The 17,798-nt window shown below is 68.8% G+C and carries 14 protein-coding genes and 1 tRNA gene; 3 read left to right on the forward strand and 12 right to left on the reverse strand.

Going from position 1 to position 17,798, the window contains the following annotated elements; genetic code table 11:
• Window positions 1-13: 13 nt before the first annotated feature.
• A complete protein-coding gene (locus ACICHK_RS20420) occupies window positions 14-775 on the forward strand; it encodes a class E sortase (protein WP_404818563.1) in 762 nt (253 codons plus the stop codon).
• A gap of 248 nt (window positions 776-1,023) precedes the next feature.
• Here the strand turns inward: ACICHK_RS20420 and pknB are convergent, their stop codons facing one another.
• The 6 genes from pknB to ACICHK_RS20450 all read right to left on the reverse strand — a co-directional run bounded on the left by pknB (window position 1,024) and on the right by ACICHK_RS20450 (window position 9,172).
• Window positions 1,024-3,018 carry a Stk1 family PASTA domain-containing Ser/Thr kinase gene (gene pknB / locus ACICHK_RS20425; RefSeq protein ID WP_406838024.1) on the reverse strand — a complete coding sequence of 665 codons (1,995 nt, stop codon included), beginning with the start codon at window positions 3,016-3,018 and terminating at the stop codon, window positions 1,024-1,026.
• Between the two features lie 170 nt (window positions 3,019-3,188).
• Window positions 3,189-4,670, reverse strand: a complete 1,482-nt coding sequence (locus ACICHK_RS20430) for a peptidoglycan D,D-transpeptidase FtsI family protein (RefSeq protein WP_406838025.1) — start codon at window positions 4,668-4,670, stop codon at window positions 3,189-3,191.
• Entirely contained in the window at window positions 4,667-6,112 is a 1,446-nt protein-coding gene (locus ACICHK_RS20435; protein WP_151471063.1) for an FtsW/RodA/SpoVE family cell cycle protein, read from the reverse strand. Before ACICHK_RS20435 ends, ACICHK_RS20430 begins: the two co-directional genes overlap by 4 nt.
• Window positions 6,113-6,138: 26 nt before the next feature.
• Entirely contained in the window at window positions 6,139-7,677 is a 1,539-nt protein-coding gene (locus tag ACICHK_RS20440) for a Stp1/IreP family PP2C-type Ser/Thr phosphatase (RefSeq protein WP_225860647.1), read from the reverse strand.
• Window positions 7,678-7,797: 120 nt separating this feature from the next.
• Window positions 7,798-8,319 carry an FHA domain-containing protein gene (locus ACICHK_RS20445; RefSeq protein ID WP_151471065.1) on the reverse strand — a complete coding sequence of 174 codons (522 nt, stop codon included), beginning with the start codon at window positions 8,317-8,319 and terminating at the stop codon, window positions 7,798-7,800.
• A 10-nt stretch (window positions 8,320-8,329) separates the two neighbouring features.
• Window positions 8,330-9,172: a DUF3662 and FHA domain-containing protein gene (locus ACICHK_RS20450; RefSeq protein WP_151471066.1), complete on the reverse strand. Its 843-nt coding sequence runs from the start codon at window positions 9,170-9,172 to the stop codon at window positions 8,330-8,332.
• A 596-nt stretch (window positions 9,173-9,768) separates the two neighbouring features.
• On the opposite strand from ACICHK_RS20450, the gene ACICHK_RS20455 reads away from it, so the two are divergent.
• Window positions 9,769-9,855: transfer RNA gene (locus ACICHK_RS20455), tRNA-Leu, on the forward strand.
• A gap of 193 nt (window positions 9,856-10,048) precedes the next feature.
• Here ACICHK_RS20455 and ACICHK_RS20460 read toward each other — a convergent pair.
• Together ACICHK_RS20460 and ACICHK_RS20465 are read right to left on the reverse strand one after the other, a co-directional pair.
• The gene (locus ACICHK_RS20460) at window positions 10,049-11,872 is read right to left on the reverse strand and encodes a hypothetical protein (protein WP_406838026.1); all 1,824 of its coding nucleotides are present in this window, start codon (window positions 11,870-11,872) and stop codon (window positions 10,049-10,051) included.
• Entirely contained in the window at window positions 11,869-12,789 is a 921-nt protein-coding gene (locus ACICHK_RS20465) for a hypothetical protein (RefSeq protein WP_406838027.1), read from the reverse strand. The genes ACICHK_RS20460 and ACICHK_RS20465 overlap by 4 nt, the downstream gene beginning before the upstream one ends.
• A 183-nt stretch (window positions 12,790-12,972) precedes the next feature.
• On the opposite strand from ACICHK_RS20465, the gene ACICHK_RS20470 reads away from it, so the two are divergent.
• On the forward strand, window positions 12,973-13,197 hold the full coding sequence (locus ACICHK_RS20470; RefSeq protein ID WP_406838028.1) for a multiprotein-bridging factor 1 family protein: 225 nt from the start codon (window positions 12,973-12,975) through the stop codon (window positions 13,195-13,197).
• A 271-nt stretch (window positions 13,198-13,468) separates the two neighbouring features.
• Here ACICHK_RS20470 and ACICHK_RS20475 read toward each other — a convergent pair whose 3' ends face one another.
• From ACICHK_RS20475 to ACICHK_RS20490, 4 genes are all read right to left on the reverse strand, one after another.
• Window positions 13,469-13,903 (reverse strand): hypothetical protein, encoded by a 435-nt coding sequence (locus ACICHK_RS20475; protein WP_406838029.1) that lies wholly within the window; start codon window positions 13,901-13,903, stop codon window positions 13,469-13,471.
• A 602-nt stretch (window positions 13,904-14,505) separates the two neighbouring features.
• A complete protein-coding gene (locus tag ACICHK_RS20480) occupies window positions 14,506-15,759 on the reverse strand; it encodes an MFS transporter (RefSeq protein WP_406838030.1) in 1,254 nt (417 codons plus the stop codon).
• Between the two features lie 3 nt (window positions 15,760-15,762).
• Entirely contained in the window at window positions 15,763-16,221 is a 459-nt protein-coding gene (locus tag ACICHK_RS20485; protein ID WP_406838031.1) for an ArsI/CadI family heavy metal resistance metalloenzyme, read from the reverse strand.
• Window positions 16,222-16,272: 51 nt separating this feature from the next.
• The gene (locus tag ACICHK_RS20490; RefSeq protein WP_406841274.1) at window positions 16,273-17,646 is read right to left on the reverse strand and encodes an NAD(P)-binding domain-containing protein; all 1,374 of its coding nucleotides are present in this window, start codon (window positions 17,644-17,646) and stop codon (window positions 16,273-16,275) included.
• Window positions 17,647-17,798 lie beyond the last annotated feature (152 nt).

The raw sequence follows: 17,798 nt of genomic DNA on the forward strand, positions 1-17,798 counted from the left end.
GGGCAGATGAACAGTGGCAGCGAGGACCGACCACGACGAACGCGCCGGATCGGGAGCCGGATACACGGTCTCCGGTGACCTGCCCGGCGGGCGCCGGCGCATGGGATGGTTCGCGATGACGGTCAGCGTCTTCGGCGAACTCCTCATCACCGTGGGGCTGGTGCTCGGCCTGTTCGTCGTCTACTCGCTGTGGTGGACGAACGTCGTGGCCGACCGCGAGGCGCACAAGCAGGGCGACAAGGTCCGCGACCACTGGGCGCAGGCACCGGGCGGTCCGGGCGCGCTGGACACCAAGGACGGCATCGGCTTCCTGCACGTCCCGGCGATGAACAACGGTGAGGTCCTCGTCGAGAAGGGCACGGCGACGAAGGTCCTCAACGACGGTGTCGCCGGCTACTACACGGAACCCGTCAAGGCGTCCCTGCCGATGACCGGCAAGAACGGCAACTTCACGCTCGCCGCCCACCGGGACGGCCACGGCGCCAAGTTCCACAACATCGACAAGATCGACAAGGGTGACGCGATCGTCTTCGAGACCCGGGACAAGTGGTACGTCTACAAGGTCTTCGACATCCTCCCGGAGACCTCGAAGTACAACGTCAAGGTTCTCCAGACGGTTCCGGAGCAGTCCGGCAGGACGAAGCCCGGCCACTACATCACCCTGACGACCTGCACCCCGGTGTACACCTCCCGCTACCGGTACGTGGTGTGGGGCGAACTGGAGCGGGTGGAGAAGGTCGACAGCGCCCGGACACCGCCGAAGGAACTGCGGTAGCCCGTTCGGGACCGATGCGCCGACGGGGGTGACACGTGGTCACCCCGGACACGAGCCGGGCCCGAAGCCGCACATCGCCGTCGTCACGTGCATGCCGTCCGGCGGCAGCGACAGCGCCTTGACCCTGTCGAGTACTTCCGTGCGCCCGGCGCGCCTTCCCGCGGTGTCGAAGAAGGGCCCCGGCACTCGCTCAAGAGTGCCGGGGCCCTTCTTGGTCGGTTGCCCGAGCGGGCGGTTTCCGGGTGGGGCTATCCGTTGTTCCCGCCCAGGAAGCCGCCTCCGTCGTTGCCTCCGTTGTTGTTGTTGCCGAACTTCACCGTCGTCAGTACGACCACGGTGTTGTCCGGGCTGTCGACGGGGCTGTCGCCGCCCGGGTTCTGGTTGATCACCTTGGCGTCGTCGCTCCCGTCGCTTCCCGGGGCGAACTGGATGTTGTTGAAGCCGGCCTGCTGCAGGATCTGCCGCGCCTCGGCCACGGTCTTGCCGAAGACGTTCGGCACCTTCGACTGTTGCTGCTGCTTGGCCTTGCCGATCTGGATCTGCACCTTGGAGCCGGGGTCGGCCGACGAATTGGCCGAGGGGGTCGTCTGGATGACCTTGCCGACCAGGTTCTGGTCATCGGTCTCCGTGTCGACGCACTCACCGACGAGGTTGTTGGCCTGCATCTGCACCTTGGCCTGGTCGCAGGTCTTGCCGGTGACGTCCGGGACGGTGGACTGCTTCTTCTCCCGGGCGACGGTGAGGGTGATGGTCGAGCCCTTCTCCACCTCTTCACCGAGACTCGGGTCCTGGTCCAGGACGGTGTTCGGTTCCTCCGAGGACTCCTCGAACTTCGTCTTGACGTTGAGCCCGTACTTGTCCTCGAGGATCCGCTTGGCCTCGTCCAGGGTCTTGCCCTTGACGCTCGGCACCGAGACCTTCGGCGCCCCGGTGGAGACGACGACACTGATCGTGTCGCCCTTCTTCACCTTCGAGCCCACGGGCGGCTCCTGCGAGCAGATGTTGCCCTTGGGCTCCTTGTCGCACGGCTTGCGTGTGGGGTCGAGCTTCAGTTCGCGGTTCTCCGCCATTTTCCGGGCGTCCGACAACGTCTGGCTCACGAAGTTGGGCACGTCGAAGGCCTCGTTGCCCGTGTCCTTGCCCGAGAAGGCGTACTTCCCGATCAGGATCGCGCCGATGAGGACCAGGACACCCGCGACGACCAGGAGGATCGTCGAGGTGTTGTTCTTCTTCTGGCGGCGCCGGTCGGGGCGGTCGTCGTAGCCGTAGCCGCCGTCGTCCGGGTTCATGGGCGGCAGCATGGAGGTGGCCTGGGCGTCCGCGGAGCGCAGGGCCGTGGTGGGCTGGTCGTCGCCGTAGCCGCCGTAGCCGACCGAGCCCATGGCGGCGCTGGCGGCGATGGGCTGGCCGTCGAGGCAGGCCTCGATGTCGGCGCGCATCTCGTCGGCGGACTGGTAGCGGTAGTCCGGGTCCTTGACCAGGGCCCGCAGCACGATCGCGTCCATCTCGGGCGTGATCTCGGGGTCGAAGACCGACGGGGGCTGGGGTTCCTCGCGGACGTGCTGGTAGGCGACGGCCACCGGGGAGTCGCCCACGAAGGGCGGGCGCACGGTCAGCAGCTCGTAGAGCAGGCAGCCTGTGGAGTAGAGGTCGGAGCGGGCGTCGACCTGTTCGCCCTTCGCCTGCTCGGGCGAGAGGTACTGGGCGGTGCCGATGACCGCGGCGGTCTGCGTCATCGTCATGCCGGCGTCGCCCATGGCGCGGGCGATGCCGAAGTCCATGACCTTGACCTGGCCGTTGCGCGTCAGCATGACGTTGGCGGGCTTGATGTCGCGGTGGACGATGCCGGCGCGGTGCGAGTACTCCAGGGCCTGGAGGATGCCGATGGTCATCTCCATGGACCGCTCGGGCAGCAGCCTGCGTCCCGAGTGCAGCAGTTCGCGCAGTGTGGAACCGTCGACGTACTCCATCACGATGTACGGGATGGAGGTGTTGTCGATGTAGTCCTCACCCGTGTCGTAGACGGCGACGATCGCGGGATGGTTGAGCGAGGCGGCCGACTGGGCCTCCCGGCGGAACCGGGCCTGGAAGGAAGGGTCGCGCGCGAGGTCCGCGCGCAGCGTCTTCACCGCCACCGTGCGGCCGAGGCGTGTGTCATGCGCGAGGTAGACCTCCGCCATGCCACCACGGCCGAGCACGTGGCCCAGCTCGTACCGGCCGCCGAGGCGACGCGGCTCTTCCATAGCTACCTACCAGCCCTCTCCGTCGGTCCCGACCGCACCTTTGTGTGGTCCGGCGGTGTGCTGTCCGGGCATACCGTACCCGGATCGCTTTCTGTGACCTGGCCTAGACCGTCACCCGTGACAGGACCGGTATCGCAACGTGCACCGATGTGATGGGGACGTGAGCGGGATCACTTCTTGCTGTCGATGACTGCCTTCATCACGTCCCTTGCGATGGGGGCGGCCAGACCGCCGCCGGAGATGTCGTCGCGGCTGGCGCTGCTGTCCTCGACGACCACGGCCACGGCGACCGGGGAGCTGCCGTCGGGGAGCTTGGCGTAGGAGATGAACCAGGCGTACGGCTTCTCGCTGTTGGCGACGCCGTGCTGGGCGGTACCGGTCTTGCCGCCCACGGTGACACCGGGGATCTGCGCCCTCTGGCCAGTGCCGTCCTTGACGACCGTCTCCATCATCGACTGCAGGATCTGGGCGTTGGACTCGGAGAGCGGCTCGCTGAGCTTCTCGGGCTCGGTCTGCGAGATGACGTCCAGGTTGGGTGCCTGGAGCTTGTCGACCATGTAGGGCTTCATGAGCGTGCCCTGGTTGGCGACGGCGGAGGCGACCATGGCCATCTGCAGCGGGGTGGCGGCCGTCTCGAACTGGCCGATGGAGCTGAGCGCGGTCTGCGCGTCGTCCATCTTCTTGGGGAAGACGGAGGCGTTGGAACGCACGGGGGTGAGCTGCTCGGAGTTGAAGCCGAACTTCTCGGCCTCCTCCTGCATCTTGTCCTTGCCGAGGTCGGCGCCGATCTTGCCGAAGACCGTGTTGCAGGACACCTTGAGCGCGTCACGCATGGTGGCGTTCTTGCAGGGGATGTTCCCCTCGTTCTTCAGCTCGGTCCGGGTGCCCTTGAGGATGTACGGCAGCGGGGTGTCGGTGTGCTGGTCCGCCGTCGTGTACAGGCCGTTCTCCAGGGCCGCCGCCGCGGTGACCACCTTGAAGGTGGAGCCGGGCGGGTAGGTCTCGCGCAGCGCCCGGTTGAGCATCGGGTCGTCGGGGTCGTTCTTCTTCTGGAGCTTGTTCCAGGCCTTCGCGTCGTCGTTGGTGTTCCCGGCGAAGGAGGAGGGGTCGTACGAGGGGGTGGAGGCCAGTGCCAGGATCGCGCCGGTCTGCGGGTTGATCGCGGCGACGGCGCCCTTGCCGCGGCTCAGCAGGCCCTTGTAGGCGGCCTTCTGCGCGGCGGCGTTGAGGGTGGTGACGACGTTGCCGCCCTGCTTCGCCTTGCCCGTGAGCATGTCGAGGGTGTTGCGGAAGAAGAGCTGGTCGTCGTTGCCGGTGAGGATGCCGTCGTCCAGCTTCTCGAGCTGCGTGGCGCCGAAGGCCTGCGAGGCGTACCCCGTGACCGGCGCCCACATGGCGCCGTTCTTGTAGGTGCGCTTGTAGACGAAGTCGTTGATGCCGTTCTTTTTCGTCTCGGCGTACCCGGTGATGGGGTCGCCGTTGACGATGATGTTGCCGCGCGGGGTGGCGTACCGCTCGATGGCGACGCGGCGGTTGTTCGTGTCGGTCCGCAGGCTGTCCGCCTGGACGTACTGGATGTAGTTGTCGCGCAGCAGCAGGGCGAGGACGAGGAGCCCGCAGAAGATCGCGATCCGGCGCAGGGGCTTGTTCACGGGCGGACCACCTGGGTCATCTCGGCGTCGGGGCTGGGCGCGGGGGCGGGTGCCGGGCGGCGGGCGGTGTCGCTGATGCGGATCAGTACGCCGATGAGCGCCCAGTTGGCGATGACGGAGGAACCGCCGGAGGCCAGGAACGGCATGGTCATACCGGTCAGCGGGATCAGACCCATGACACCGCCGGCGACCACGAAGACCTGGAGGGCGAAGGCGCCGGAGAGGCCGACGGCGAGGAGCTTGCCGAAGGGGTCGCGGGCGGCGAGGGCCGTGCGGATGCCGCGTTCGGCGATCAGGCCGTAGAGCATCAGGATCGCCATGACGCCGGCGAGACCCAGCTCCTCGCCGAACGTGGCGAGGATGAAGTCGGAGTTGGCGGCGAAGCGGATGAGCTCGGAGTGGCCCTGGCCGAGGCCGGTGCCCAGGGTGCCGCCGGAACCGAACGCCCACAGCGCCTGCATGGCCTGCTCGGAGTGGATGATGCCGTCCTGGACCCCGGACCGGCTGAGCATGTACTCGTGCATCGGGTCGAGCCAGGCCTGGACACGGGTCTGGATGTGCGGTTCGAAGCTCGCCACGCCGACCGCGCCGCCCGCGGACATCAGCAGACCGAAGACGATCCAGCTGGTCCGCTCGGTGGCGACGTACAGCATGATGACGAACATTCCGAAGAACAGCAGCGACGTGCCGAGGTCGGTCTCGAAGACCAGGATCAGGATCGAGATGAACCAGACCACGAGGATCGGGCCGAGGTCGCGGCCGCGCGGCAGGTACAGGCCCATGAAGCGGCGGCTGGCCAGGGCGAGCGCGTCGCGCTTCACCATCAGGTAGCCGGCGAAGAAGATCGCGAGGACGATCTTCGCGAACTCACCGGGCTGGATGGAGAACCCGGCGACCGAGATCCAGATCTTGGCGCCGTAGATGTTGGCGCCGAGTCCGGGGACCAGGGGGAGCAGCAGCAGGACCAGGGCGCCGACCATGGAGATGTAGGTGTAGCGCTGCAGGACGCGGTGGTCCTTCAGGAAGAACAGCACGGCGACGAACAGGGCGATGGCCAGCGCGGTGTACATCAGCTGGCGCGGTGCCGCGTTGCCCGCCTGGTTGATCGACTGGAGCAGCTTGGACTGGTCGAGGCGCCAGATGATCACCAGGCCGAGTCCGTTGAGGAGCGTGGCCAGCGGGAGCAGCAGCGGGTCCGCGTACGGGGCGAACTTGCGCACCGCGAGGTGGGCGACGGCGGCCAGCAGGCCGAGGCCCAGGCCGTAGCTCAGCAGGCCGGTGGGCACCTTGTCGTCGATGGCCAGGCCCACGTTGGCGTAGGCGAAGACCGGGATGACTACGGCGAACACCAGCAAGGCCAGTTCGGTGTTGCGTCGGCTGGGTGCGCCGATCGACCCGATCGTGGACGTGTGGTGCGTCGGCGTGTTCGTACTACTGCTCATCGTGTGACAGGGCCCCTCACGGCTTCTTACTGCTTACCGCACAGCGAGACCAGCTTCTGCTCCTCGTCGGAGAGGCTGGGGCCGGGTGTGGGAGTGGGTGCGGTCGTGGACTTGGAGGACGAGGGTGCCGAGCTCGACGGGGTCGGGCTCGGGCTGGACGTGGCCTTGGACGTGAGGGAGGTCTTTGTGGTTCCCGTGGTTCCGTCGGCCTTGCCCGAACTGGGCTTCGCGCTGTTCTTGCTCTCGGCCGCGCGGCGTTCGGCGACCTTGCGGCAGGCGGAGGCCTGCACGGCGAGTTCGTCGATCTTCGCCTGCGCGTCGGCGAGGCCGCCTTCGGCGATGGTCGCCTTGACCTGCTTCTGCTGGTAGGGCGGAAGGTACTTGAGTTCGATCTCGGGGTGGTTCTTCTCCACCTTTGAGAGCGAGACCCAGGCGAGGTCCTGGCTGATGCCGCGGTAGAGCGCGACGTGCTCGTCCTGGGCGCCGACGTAGTACTGCGTCTGCGTCCAGCGGTAGCCGCCGTACAGGCCGCCGCCGAGGACGGCGAGCGTCAGGACGACGTAGAAGGATCGCTTCAGCCACCTGCGGCCGTTGCGCGGTTTGACGAAGTCCTCGTCGGTGTAGTCGCCGAAGCTGCCGGTGGGGGCGTAGCCGGTGGTGTCGCCGCTGCCGGGCGGGCCGAACTCGCCGCCGCCCTGTCCGGGCACGGGCCGGCCGAGGCCGGAGGCGCGGCCGGCGGGGGTCTGCATGGCGCCGTTGTCGTGGAGCTGGTGCTGGTTCTCGGCGACCGCGCCGACCACGACGGGGGTGTCGGAGAGCTGTGCGGCGAGGGTGTCGCCGGAGTCGATGTCGAGGACGTCGGCCACGATGACGGTGATGTTGTCGGGGCCGCCGCCGCGCAGCGCGAGCTGGATGAGCTCCTGCACGGTCTCCTGCGGGCCCTGGTAGCTGGCGAGGGTGTCTTCCATCGTCTGGTGGGAGACGACGCCGCTGAGGCCGTCGGAGCAGATCAGGTACCGGTCGCCGGCGCGGACCTCGCGGATCGAGAGGTCGGGTTCGACGTGGTCGCCACTGCCCAGCGCGCGCATCAGCAGGGAGCGCTGCGGGTGGGTGGTGGCCTCCTCCTCGGTGATGCGGCCCTCGTCGACGAGGCGCTGCACCCAGGTGTGGTCCTGGGTGATCTGCGTCAGGACGCCGTCCCGCAGCAGGTACGCGCGGGAGTCGCCGACGTGGACGAGACCGAGCCGCTGGCCGGTCCACAGCAGGGCGGTGAGCGTGGTGCCCATGCCCTCGAGCTGCGGGTCCTCCTCGACCATCAGCCGGAGCTGGTCGTTGGCACGCTGCACGGCGGTGCCGAGCGAGGTGAGGATGTCGGATCCGGGCACGTCGTCGTCGAGGGCGACGATGGTGGAGATCACCTCGGAGCTGGCGACCTCACCGGCGGCCTGGCCGCCCATCCCGTCGGCGATCGCGAGCAGGCGGGGACCGGCGTAGCCCGAGTCCTCGTTGCCCTCGCGGATCATGCCTTTGTGCGATCCGGCGGCGAAGCGCAGTGACAGACTCATGCGCACCTCGCCCGTCGGCTCCGGGTACATCCGCACGGTGCCCACCCTCCGGTCGGGAGCGCGCCGGGGTCCCTTGTGTGGACCGCCACTGCGTGCTCGCTCCGCTCGCTCATTGTCGTACTACTTCCGCAGCTCGATGACGGTCTTGCCGATGCGGATCGGCGCGCCCAGCGGAACGGGCGTCGGGGTCGTCAGCCGGCTCCGGTCGAGATACGTGCCGTTGGTGGAGCCGAGGTCCTCGACGATCCACTGGCCGTCCCGGTCGGGGTAGATCCTGGCATGCCTGCTGGACGCGTAGTCGTCGTCCAGCACGATGGTGCTGTCGTGCGCCCGGCCCAGGGTGATGGTCTGTCCCTGCAGGGCCACGGTGGTGCCCGTGAGGGTGCCCTCGGAGACGACCAGCTTGGTCGGTGCGCCGCGGCGCTGGCGCCCGCCGCCGCTGGGCGGCTGCTGCTGGCGCTGCTGCGGAGGCGCGGCCTGCCGCGCGGCCTGCTGGGGCCTCGCGGCTTCCCTGCGCGAGCCGCGCTGTGTGACGCGCGTTCCGAACAGGTCGCTGCGGATGACCTGCACGGCCACGATCACGAACAGCCACAGTACGGCCAGGAAACCCAGCCGCATGACCGTGAGGGTCAGCTCTGACATTGCCCCCGCTTCACCCTTCGGCTTGCCGGTAAATGATGGTGGTGCTGCCCACGACGATCCGCGAGCCGTCGCGGAGCGTAGCGCGGGTGGTGTGCTGCCCGTCCACCACGATGCCGTTGGTGGACCCGAGATCCTGGATCGTCGAGGGCGTTCCGGTCCGGATCTCACAGTGCCGGCGCGATACGCCGGGGTCGTCGATCCGCACGTCGGCTTCGGTGCTGCGGCCCAGCACCAGCGTCGGGCGGGAGATCTGGTGGCGTGAGCCGTTGATCTCGACCCAGTGCCGCATACGGCCGCCCGCCGCAGGCCCGGCCGGGGGCCGGGCACCCATGGGTGCCATGCCCGGACGGCCGCCGGGCGGCGGTGCGGACGGCATGGGGGGAGCGGCCGAGGGCGGGTAGCCGTAGCCGCCCTGGGCTCCGCGGGGGCCCGCCGGGGCGGGGCCCGCGGGGGCGCGCTCGGGAGACTGCTGATCGGTGGAGGAGGCGAGCGTACGGCTGCGGACCCGGTACAGGCCGGTGTCGAGGTCGTCCGCCTTCTCCAGGTGGACCTTGATGGGGCCCATGAAGGTGTAGCGCTGCTGCTTGGCGTAGTCGCGGACCATGCCGGCGAGCTCGTCGCCGAGCTGGCCGGAGTAGGGGCTGAGCCGCTCGAAGTCCGGGGTGCTCAGTTCGACGATGAAGTCGTTGGGGACGACGGTCCGGTCGCGGTTCCAGATCGTGGCGTTGTTGTCGCACTCGCGCTGCAGCGCTCCGGCGATCTCCACGGGCTGGACCTCGGACTTGAACACTTTGGCGAAGGTGCCGTTGACCAGACCTTCGAGACGCTGCTCGAACTTCTTCAGGACTCCCATGGGGCACCTCCTCCTTCGTTGCCGTCCTGGTACAGCTTGCTGTCGTCTTCCTGGCCCTGCTGGACCAGCCGGCCTGACCGGCCTTGCTGGTACTGCTTACTGATCGTATCCACGCGTCGGGAAATCGGCTGGTTCCCCCTGTCGGCACGGTCGACTGGTTGTCGACACCTTCCGAAGTCCCCTCCCGAAGTTCCCTGAGAGGCCCCTCTTCGAACTCTTCCCGGCACTGCTTCTGCCATGGATCGTAGAGGCGCCTCACGACCAGTGTCCCGCACCTGACTGTGCGGCCCGTCCGTCTCCTGGAGAGATGCGCTGGACCGGTACGAGGTTGATACGTGAACAGGTTCGGTCCGGAACGTGTGACGCGGGCCGGGGCGCCGGCGGGAGGGACGCCCGCGCGGGGTCCGGAGCGGCCGGGGCGGCGAGGCCGGGCGGGGCAAGGGCACCGGGCCCGCGGACGGCGGGGAGCGCCGGGTCCGGGGGGCGGGCGGGAGGGGCGGGGGAAAGGGATGTGATCCCACCCCTGGCAGCGTGCTAATCTTCTGCATGTCGGAAGGCGCCCGCGGCGAAAGCGGGAGACGGAAGACACACCCAATGCGCGGGTGGCGGAATAGGCAGACGCGCTGGATTCAGGTTCCAGTGCCCGCAAGGGCGTGGGGGTTCAACTCCCCCCTCGCGCACCAGGAAGAACCGACGAAACGGGTCTTCACCGGAGACGAAAGTCCCGGTGGGGCCCGTTTCGCGTTGTGACGGTGGACTGTCCGGTCCGGACGGCGAACGTGAGCAGGGCCCTGACCGTGAGGTATCTCACGGTCAGGGCCCTGCTTTTTTGCTCCTGGTTGTTGGCCGGGTTGATGCTGGGCGAGGTCGGCCGAGTCAGCCGGCTCTCAACAGATGACCTGTGGGTGTCCAGGTTCCGGCGGCTTTGCGTTTCTGCCTGTGGTGGGTTCGACGGCGAGGACGTTCATCGCCGAGCGCCAGTGTCTCGAGCCACTTCTGGATCTTGCGGCGGTTGGCGTGGGCGAGCTGGAAGGCCAGGAGGATTGTCTGGGCGGCGATGCCGCGGATGCGGCGTGAGCCCGCGGCTTCGATGCTCTCGGCCAGTGGATTCTTTGCGTATCCGTTGTAACTCTCGACGCTGTTGCGGAGCCGGAAGTAGATCTTCTGCCACTTCGGGCTGCCGTAGTCCAGGGACTGCCAGTGCTTGGCGCCGGCTTCCGGGCTGACGGTGATCGTGTGCTGTCGGCAGACCTTGAGCGGGCCCGCCGGGCTGGGCTCGGGGGCGACGAGCGGAAGGTGGATGCCGCGGCCGAGGGTGTACGGCTTGATCGGGCACTGGGCCTTGCCCGCTTCGGCGGGGCACATCATCCGCTGGTGACCATCGGCGTCGGCGTTTTCCTTGGGCATGACGCGGTAGCCGCGGCGGGCTGCGATCAGTCTGACCCAGGTCTCCTGGTCGATGCGTTCGGCGTGCAGGTCGATGGTGGCGGTGATGAGGGGTTCGGGCATGGACGGGCAGTACCAGCGGCCCTCGACGAGGATCGCGCCGTCCGACGAGGCCTGCTTGCCGAGCTGGTTCACTCGGTAGTCGTAGACGGGCTTGTAGCCCATGGCCCGGACCGGGAGCTGCCACTCGTCGGGCTCGGAGTTGTTGTAGGCGCGGTCTCCGGCCAGGTAGCCGGGCCGGTATCCCCGCTCGCGGAGCCGGTCGAGGATCTTCACGCCGTTGTACGCGGGGCGCTGGCCGGGCTTGTCGAGGGCCATCCCCAGGACGACGACCGGGAGGACTTCTGGGTTCGGGGTGCCGTCGTCGAGGAGTACGGCGTCGTGCTCGGCGTCGCGGGTCACGACGAGATGGGCGTCGTAACCGAAGAGGTACTTCTTCTTGAGTGGGGTCTTCTTCTCCTTCTTGAGCGAGGTCTTCTTCCTGCCCGGAGAGGTATTGGCCTTGCCCTTCGTGGCGGCTGACGGAGGAGGGCGCATGGAATCGGACACCGGCGCATCGGGATCTTTGTGGTCGCCTTCACGTGAGTACCAGCCGGCGTCGGGGTCGGTGGCGAGCTCGGGCCCGTTCGTGCGGCGGCCGCGGGAGAACGTGCGGACGGGGGTGGCGTCCACACCCAGGGAGACCTCCGCCAGGTCTGCCAGCAGGCCGTGGAGGGGGCGCACGGAGGCGTCCAGCACGAATTCGGTGAACAGCGCCAGCCGCCGTTCCCGCTCCGCCAGGTCCTCGACGTCGGCCGCAGCCGTCAGCGCGTTCGCCTTCTCGCGTGCGAGGTGCCCGTTGGACGGCAGCGGGGAGGGGTTCATCGCGTCCTTCATCGCGTGGAAGAGACGCCGGACGACCGCATAGGCCGCTTCGAATCCCTGGTCGTGGTCTTCGTACTCGGGTATGTCGAGCCGGGCGCGCAGGTGCGGGCTCATGCGGAAGTACAGGATGTCCGTGACCCGTTCCAGGACGATCTTGCCGACGGTGTCCTGGGCACAGAGGTGGAGGCCCACCAGGAGGCTTCTGAGGCGCAGGGTGCGGTGCCGGCCGCGCGGGAGGTGGACGAACTCCTCCAGCAGCGGGACGAGCCGGCTGCTGTCGACTTCCTCGACCGCCGCCTCGACGTCGGCGTCGTCGATGAGTCTGCGCTCGGCGCGCATCGCCAGGAGGCGCTCGTGGCGATCGCTGGGCAGGCTGCGTGGCGCCGTCATCGGCTGCCTCGCAGCAGGCGGGCGGCTTCTTCGGCGGGGACGGCACGCAGGAACGGCAGGATGCGGGAGAGGCCGTGGAGGGTGTCGACGCCGGCCGCGGCCACGATGACGGTGATGGGCAGCCGCTCTTCGAAGAGTTCGGCCAGCCACGTGGACCTGAGACGGCCCATGACCAGACGGGGGACGTTCGGGCCGGGCTGCGTGCGGGCCAGGAAGTTCGTGACGGTGTTGGTGCCGCGGCTGTAGCAGTTGGGGCGGAACAGGTATTGGGCGGTTCCTGCGGTGTCGAGGCGGTCGGCGGCGGAGGCCAGGACTCCTTCCCAGGGACGGCGGCAGAGGATCTCCCTCTTCCGGGTGCCACGCGTGGCTACGACGACCGGGCCGCCGCCTGAGACCCTGCGGATGTCGTGGACGCGCAGGGGAATGACCTCCGGTGAGTCGAGGCCGGCGCCGAGTCCGAGCGCCATGAGCGTCTTGCAGCCCCACCGAAGCTCCTCGGTGGGCTGGCCGCTGCCCCAGCCCCACAGGTCCGCGAGTTCAGTGGGGCTGTACGGGCTGTTGGGCACCGATGCCGACAGCTTGGCGGGCTTCCCGGTCCGGCACTGGCCGCCCAGGACGATCTCGCTGAGCCGCAGGAGCCTGGTCCGGTAGTTGCCGCGGGTGCTCGGTCTCACGTTGGGGCAACCGACCGCGATGAACCGCTCGATCACCTCACGGGACAGCCACACCTCGGCCTTTCCGGGAAGGCCCTCGCCGTTGCAGAAGAGAGCCAACTGAGCCAGAGCGGAGAGCAGTTCACGAGCCTGATAGGGCAGCAGAGGGTCGGCGAGACGGACGACGCGGCGCACTTCGTCGCCGACGCGGCTCCACCCCGCGGGGGAGCCGGACGGGCCGTAGGAATCAATCCGCTGGCTCATCACGTGTCGCCACACCAACACTCCGGCAGGCGGAGTGCTATTCGAATAACATGTACCTGTGACGGCAGCCTCGCGCGACCGGGAAGGACCGGATGGGCCAGAATTCACCTCATGCCTCAAGGGAATGCCCGTCGCCTGCCGCCGCGTGCTTACTGCGCCGACGGTGTGTGGCCTGAGGCGGTCATGGAAGAGCACCACGGAGCGCGCGTCGCCCAGGCGCTGGCCCTCGGGCTGCAGGCGGCCATCGAGCGCAAGGGCTGGACCGTCGCGGAGCTGTCGCGCAACAGCGGCGTCGCCCGGTTCACCATCAGCAAGGCGCTCAACGGGGAGGCGTGGCCCGATCTGCTGACCATCGCCAACCTGGAGAAAGCGCTGGAGACGGATCTGTGGCCCGGCCGAGAAGTGTGACGGGAGCCAAGAAGTACCTGTGCTGGTTCGCGTCATCGCGGCACGGAAGGGCTGTTCGAGGCTGAACACGAGGCGGTCATCCCTTCAGGCGAAGGGCAGGACCAGTTTTCGCGCAGTGCTACCGGCGGCGCGCTGCCGCTCGTAAAATGCAACGTGACGAACTGATCCGGCGCTTGGAAGGTTTTCGGTGGGGTTCGTCGCCACTGGCCGCCACCTTGGACCCTACTCCTCGGTGGCGGCCTTTCCGTTTATTCCGGACGGCCTAGTTCCGCTAGGTGTACTGATAGAAAGCGTTCGGAAGTTTCGTAATCCTTCCGCTTCGGGACAGCTCGTCCAGCGCGACTCGAACGCTCTTTCCTTTATTGGTCTCGTTCAGGGCGTCAGTCATTTCCAACGCCTTCCAGTTTCGTGATGGATCTTGGCTCATGAGGTAGAGGATGCGGTCCTTGCGGCTGGGTGGTTTCCCCTCCGTGGAAGCGGGCGGCACGGGGTTGTCGTGGCCCGGCTCTGCCTGGCGCTGCTCGGGGATACCGGACTCGCGCCACTCGGCCGCGATATCCATCTGCTTCTTGATCTGACGTACGAGGCGCAGCTCCATGCGGACCTTGTGCGTTTCCCGTTGCAGCTCCGCCTCCTTCTCCTCCAGGAGCTCGATGAACTTCTCCGGATTGCCGGCGACGTCTTCCCAGGGAAGGCTTTCGATCATTCCAGAACCCTATCTATGAGAGGGCGCAACATACCCAATCCGCAAGGGCTTGTTCACCTGATGTGGCGACCTGATCAATTACCCTGGCCGCTGCATGTTCCGGGAAGGAAAGTCGGCATGGCGCTGTGGCGCAGGCCTGACGGGAATGTGATGTCCTGTCCATTGCCCGGATGTGGATGATCCGCTTCCTCGGGGTATGCCTGTCGTCGGACAAGGCCTGTGTGTGCATGTCCCCTATCGTTGGCAATTGCAGTGATCAGGAATAGGTAGCCCTGTCTGAGGAAGCGGCGGCTCCAGTGCGTGTCGACCCCGGAATAGTGGGGCATATGCCGTACTGCACGGTTGTGCGGGAAGGCCTGTCCGCCTCACGGGGCTTGAGGGAGGGGCTTCCCCGGTTCCCCCTGTCGCCTTGTTCTTGGCTCTGCCGCTGTTCTCGACTGCAGGGTGGGTCCTGCAGGTGCCGAGTACTTCCGGGTCCCTGGGCGGGCGCGATGACATGACGAGGGAGCGTCGCCAAGTCATGACGCACAGGGCTGTGTGCGGTGCCGCAGGGCCGTGGCGGCACGTGGCGGGGAAGGGGGGCCGCGGAAAGTTCAAGCGGCTCACGTGCGCGGGTGAGAGCCCGGCGGACCGGCTTCACGCCGGGTCGATGCGGCCTGACCCGAGGCGAGGGCCAGTACGGCGGCCGCCCCGGAAAGCACAGAAAGAGCGAGGAACAGTCCGTCGTAGCCGCCCAGAGGGCCGGCCAGGGTCGCACCGGCCCAGGGGGCGAGGGCCGCCGCCACGGTGGCCGGGGCGCTCAGGAGCCCGGAGAGCCGCCCGTAGTGCGATGTTCCCCAGCGGTCGCTGACGGCCGTGGCCTGGAGCAGGGTGAGATTGCCGCGTACGACTCCGGCGAGAACAGCCAGCAGGATCAGCAGCGGGATGGGGCCGTGCACGAGGGCCAGGGCCGTGGTGGTGGCTCCGCCCGCTGCGATCAGGACGGCCGTGCGGGTCGTAGCGCTGGTCGCGCGGGCGAGGGCGGCGTACAGGGTGCGTCCGAGGGTCTGTCCGGCTCCGCCCAGTCCCAGTGCCCAGGCGGCCGTTGCGGGAGTGGCACCGCGCTCGATCATCAGAGGGACCATCCCGAAGACGACCGCGTACATGGCGAACCCGGAACAGGTCAAGGCCGTTGCGAGGAGCAGGAAGGGGCGGCTGCGGGCGATCGGCGTGCGGTCGGGGGCCACTGCTGTCTCCGGTGCGGGTGGCCACGGGGCTCGCAGGGCCAGGGCGTGGGCCGGAACGGTGACGGCTGCCAGAACGGCCGCGAGCACGCCGTAGGTGGCACGCCACCCGAGGTGGTCGCCAAGCGCTGCGGTGATCGGTGCGAACACGGTGCTGGCCAGGCCGCCGGCGAGGGTGACGAGGGTGAGGGCTCGGATGCGGTCGGGGCCCCACCAGCGCGTGAGTGCGGCGAAGGCGGGCTGGTAGAACGTGGCCGCCATGGCTGTACCGGCCATGAGCCAGGCCGCCGCGAAGACGTAGAAGTTGGGGGCCGCGGCGATGCTCAGGACTGACACGACAGCGAGCAGTGAGCCGGTGGTCATCACGGCGCGAGGCCCCCGCCGGTCGAGGATGCGGCCGACAGGTATCCCCGCAAGGGCCGAAGTGAGCAGGGCTGCTGAGAATGCCGCGGTCGTCGCGCCCCTCGACCAGCCGGTGTCCGCTGTCAAGCGCGGAAGAAGCACGGGGAAGGCGTAGTAGACGATGCCCCAGCTGGTGATCTGGGTGACGCACAGGGCGGGCAGGGCGGCGCGGGGCCGCGACCGGTCCCCGGCTCCGGTCGCGGCCCCGCTGGCCTGAAGGTCGGTCGTCAACGGTCAGCAGCAGCTTGCCGTCGAGGCCGCCTCGGCCGTCGTTTCCTCGCTCGGGCCGGTGCAGCAGGTGCTGCCCTGTTGCTTGGCGAGGGTGTCGGCGTCGGCCTTCACGACGTAGACCTCCCAGGGTTCCTGTCCGGGGCCGTGGACCCAGACCTTGTCCTGGAGGGCGTAGCAGCAGGTGGTGTCGTTCTCCACGTCGGTGGCCAGGCCGGCCTCGGCCAGGCGGGCGGTGGCGCCGTGCACCGCCTCGGTCGTCTCGACCTCGACGCCGAGGTGGTCCATGCGGGTGTCCTCCCCCGCGGTGCCTTCGATCAGGACGAGCTTGAGCGGGGGCTCGGCGATGGCGAAGTTGGCGTAGCCGTCGCGGAGTTTGGCGGGCTCGGTGCCGAACAGCTTGGTGTAGAAGGCGATGGATGCGGCGAGGTCGGGGACGCGGAGGGCGAGCTGTACGCGGGACATGGCGAGCCTCCTGCTGGGTGATGGGTGGGATGGCGGGTCTGGAGCCGTGGGTCAGCAGCCGCCGGAGGAGGCCGGGGCGCCGACGCCGATCTGGAGGGTGGCCGGGGCGGCGCAGCAGCCTCCGCCGTCGCTGTCCTGGGCCGCGGTGGGGTCGTCGAAGAGGCCTGCTCCGCCGCAGACTCCGGTTTCCGGCAGGGTCAGCTCGACGCGTTCGGCGGCCTCCTGGTCGCCGGCGAGGGCGGCGGCGATGGAGCGGACCTGCTCGTAGCCGGTCATCGCCAGGAAGGTGGGGGCGCGGCCGTAGGACTTCATGCCGACCAGGTAGACGTCCTTCTCCGGGTGGGAGAGCTCCTTGACTCCGTGCGGGTAGACGGTGCCGCAGGAGTGCTGGTTGGGGTCGATGAGCGGGGCCAGCTCGACGGGGGCCTGGAGGCGCTCGTCGAGGCCGAGGCGGAGCTCGGACAGGAAGGACAGGTCGGGGCGGAAGCCGGTGAGGACGATGACCTCGTCGACCGGGTCGAGGCGGCGGCCGTCCTCGCCGACGAGGACCAGGAGGCCGTCGGCGGCGCGCTCGACGGCGTCGGTGCGGAAGCCGGTGACCGCGTCGGCGTGGCCGTCATCGACGGCCGCCTTGGCGGCGAGGCCGAGGGCGCCACGGGCGGGGAGCTGGTCGGCGGTGCCGCCGCCGAAGGTGGAGCCTGAGATGCCCCGGCGCAGGATCCACACGCCCTTGGTGCCGCTGCCGTCCTCGGACTCGGCGAGGTCGGCGAGGTAAGCGAGCGCGGTGAAGGCGGAGGCGCCGGAGCCGATGACAGCGGTCCGCTTGCCCGCGTACCGGGCGCGGACGGCCGGATCCTTCAGGTCGGGTACGCGGTAGGTGATCCGGTCGGAGGCGGCCTTCTCGCCGAGGGCCGGCAGGCCGCTGGCTCCGGCCGGGCCCGGGGTGGTCCAGGTGCCGGAGGCGTCGATGACCGCGCGGGCGAACAGCCGCTCCTCGCGGCCGTCGGCGTGGGTGACGTGGACGACGAACGGCTGGGCCTCGCGGTCGGCGTCCACGATCCGGTCCCGGCCGGCCCGGGAGACGCCGGTGACGGTGGCGCCGAAGCGCACCCGCTCGCCGAGGACGTCGGCCAGCGGCTGGAGGTACCGCTCGGCCCAGTCCCCGCCGGAGGGGTAGGTGGTCGCTTCCGGCTTCACCCATCCGGTCGGGGCGAGCAGCTTTTCGGCGGCAGGGTCGGTGACCTCGCCCCAGGTGGAGAACAGCCGCACGTGCGCCCACTCGCGCACCGCCGCGCCGGCGACGGGACCGGCTTCCAGGACCAGGGGGGTGAGACCGCGGTCGACCAGATGGGCGGCGGCCGCGAGTCCGGCGGGGCCGGCTCCGATCACGACGACGGGCAGCTCGGTGGTGGCGGGCGCGTTCACGGTCGACTCCTCGTTGTTTCGACATCCGTCGATGGCTTGTACCGTCAGCATGGCACCTGATTCGACGAGCGTCAACATAGACATTCATCGAATTCTCTCCGTGGGTGAGGGTGAGGCGAGGCGGCCGATCCGGCCCTTACCGGGTTGGTTCG

This window comes from Streptomyces sp. AHU1, assembly GCF_045343905.1.
Lineage (GTDB): Bacteria > Actinomycetota > Actinomycetes > Streptomycetales > Streptomycetaceae > Streptomyces > Streptomyces triticiradicis.

What these genes read in the sequence shown, in the direction of transcription:
- pknB (WP_406838024.1), bottom strand. Translation starts at nt 3,018, where the DNA reads ATGGAAGAGCCGCGTCGCCTCGGCGGCCGGTACGAGCTGGGCCACGTG.
- ACICHK_RS20435 (WP_151471063.1), bottom strand. Translation starts at nt 6,112, where the DNA reads ATGAGCAGTAGTACGAACACGCCGACGCACCACACGTCCACGATCGGG.
- ACICHK_RS20440 (WP_225860647.1), bottom strand. Translation starts at nt 7,677, where the DNA reads ATGAGTCTGTCACTGCGCTTCGCCGCCGGATCGCACAAAGGCATGATC.
- ACICHK_RS20445 (WP_151471065.1), bottom strand. Translation starts at nt 8,319, where the DNA reads ATGTCAGAGCTGACCCTCACGGTCATGCGGCTGGGTTTCCTGGCCGTA.
- ACICHK_RS20450 (WP_151471066.1), bottom strand. Translation starts at nt 9,172, where the DNA reads ATGGGAGTCCTGAAGAAGTTCGAGCAGCGTCTCGAAGGTCTGGTCAAC.
- ACICHK_RS20460 (WP_406838026.1), bottom strand. Translation starts at nt 11,872, where the DNA reads ATGACGGCGCCACGCAGCCTGCCCAGCGATCGCCACGAGCGCCTCCTG.
- ACICHK_RS20465 (WP_406838027.1), bottom strand. Translation starts at nt 12,789, where the DNA reads ATGAGCCAGCGGATTGATTCCTACGGCCCGTCCGGCTCCCCCGCGGGG.
- ACICHK_RS20470 (WP_406838028.1), top strand. Translation starts at nt 12,973, where the DNA reads ATGGAAGAGCACCACGGAGCGCGCGTCGCCCAGGCGCTGGCCCTCGGG.
- ACICHK_RS20475 (WP_406838029.1), bottom strand. Translation starts at nt 13,903, where the DNA reads ATGATCGAAAGCCTTCCCTGGGAAGACGTCGCCGGCAATCCGGAGAAG.
- ACICHK_RS20485 (WP_406838031.1), bottom strand. Translation starts at nt 16,221, where the DNA reads ATGTCCCGCGTACAGCTCGCCCTCCGCGTCCCCGACCTCGCCGCATCC.